The organism is Kitasatospora sp. NPDC054939 (assembly GCF_053610105.1).
Genome location: NZ_JBSGXP010000138.1, coordinates 21,353 through 22,966, shown reverse-complemented (window position 1 = coordinate 22,966; position 1,614 = coordinate 21,353). Strand labels below are relative to the sequence as shown.

Below are 1,614 nucleotides of genomic sequence, written 5' to 3'. Positions count from 1 at the left end.
GCCCCACCGGGGGCGCCGGGCGCACCGGCCGCGGTGCCTCCCGGACCACCGGGCCCGGAGGCCGCGAAGAACCCGGACAGCGGATAGATCCGCACCCCCTGCTGGCGGCAGAGCCGGGCCATCCGCAGATCGTCGGTGCCTTCCGGGAACCAGACCGTCAGGTGCATCCCGGCGGCCGGCGGCTCCACCGCCACCAGGTCGCCGAAGTGCTTGCCGAGCGCCTCCACGCAGGCCTCCCCGCGCTCGGCGTACACCTCGCGCATCCGTCGCACGTGCCGGGCGAAGTGGTTCTCCACCAGGAAGTCCGCCATCGCCGCCTGGATGAGGATCGGCAGCGAGGAGACGGTGAAGCGCTGGGCGGCGGTGACGATGTCCACCAGTTCGGGCGGCACCACCATGTAGGCCATCCGCATCGCCGGGAAGAACACCTTGCTGAAGGTGCCGATGTAGACCACCCGGCCGCTGAGGTCCCGCTGCTGCAGCGGCGGGCAGGGCTGGCCGACCCAGAACTCGCCGTCGTAGTCGTCCTCGACCACCCAGCCGTCCACCCGCTCCACCCAGTCCAGCAGCTGGCCCCGGCGGAAGTCCGACATCCGGTTGCTCAGCGGGAACTGGTTGTTGGGGGTGACCACCGCCATCCGGGCCTGCGGGTAGCGGGACTCGCCGAGCAGGACGCAGATGCCCTCGCTGTCCATGTCCACCGGGCAGGGCTCCACCCCGGCCGCGGCCAGCGCCGCCCGGTTGCCGGCGAAGCCCGGGTTCTCCACCAGCACCTGCTCGCCCTCGTCCAGCAGCATCCGGGCCAGCAGGTTCAGCGCGGCCTGCGAGCTGGAGACGATGATCACCTCGTCCGCGGTGCACTTCACCCCGCGGGTGAGCCCCAGGTAGCTGGCGATCTCCTTGCGCAGCGGCCAGTAGCCGGCCGGGTCCCGGTGGGCGTACAGCGCGCTGCTCATCCGGTACGAGCGGCGCGAGACGATCCGGCTCCAGGTGGTGGTGGGGAAGGCGTCCAGGGCGGGCGTGCCCAGGGTGAACGGGCGCGCCGGGTAGGCGAGCGTCTCGTGCGGGACGTCCACCTCCCGGGAGGCCTTCAGCACGGTCTGGGCCGCCCGGGAGAGCCGTGGCGCGCCGCGCGGCTTCTTCTCCCAGGCGTCCGGCATCCGGGCCGCCTCCGGGCTGATCGAGCCGGCCGGCGCCGAGCCGGCGACCCTGGTCCCCGACCCGACCTTGCCGTCGAGGTACCCCTCCGCCAGTAACCGCTCGTACGCCACCAGGACCGTGTTCCGGGACACCTGCAGCTCCTCGGCGAGGGTCCTGGTCGCGGGCAGCCGGCTGCCGGGCTGGAACTGGCCGGTGTCGATGTGCCAGCGGATCTGCTCGTAGAGCTGCTGGTACAGCGGCACCGGGCTGGATCTGACCAGCCGGAACCCGCCACTGGGAAGTGCGGTGGAACCTCTCGGCATGGCGGAGTCCTTTCCATGAGGGTGGATACGGCCGCGTCCCGGAGCGGGCTCGGGCCCCGGGCCGGGCGGCGGCAACGCCCCCCTGCCGGGCCGTCGGGGGGTGGGTGCGTGGGGGGGGGGGGGCGCCCCCCCCCCGGGCGGGGGCGACGAC

The 1,614-nt window shown here is 73.5% G+C and carries 1 protein-coding gene; it reads right to left on the bottom strand.

The window, feature by feature from the left end; translation table 11 throughout:
- The coding region (gene pdxR / locus ACWGB8_RS30110) for a MocR-like pyridoxine biosynthesis transcription factor PdxR (RefSeq protein WP_452216780.1) at positions 1 to 1,463 on the bottom strand (1,463 nt) is incomplete at its 3' end.
- Positions 1,464 to 1,614 lie beyond the last annotated feature (151 nt).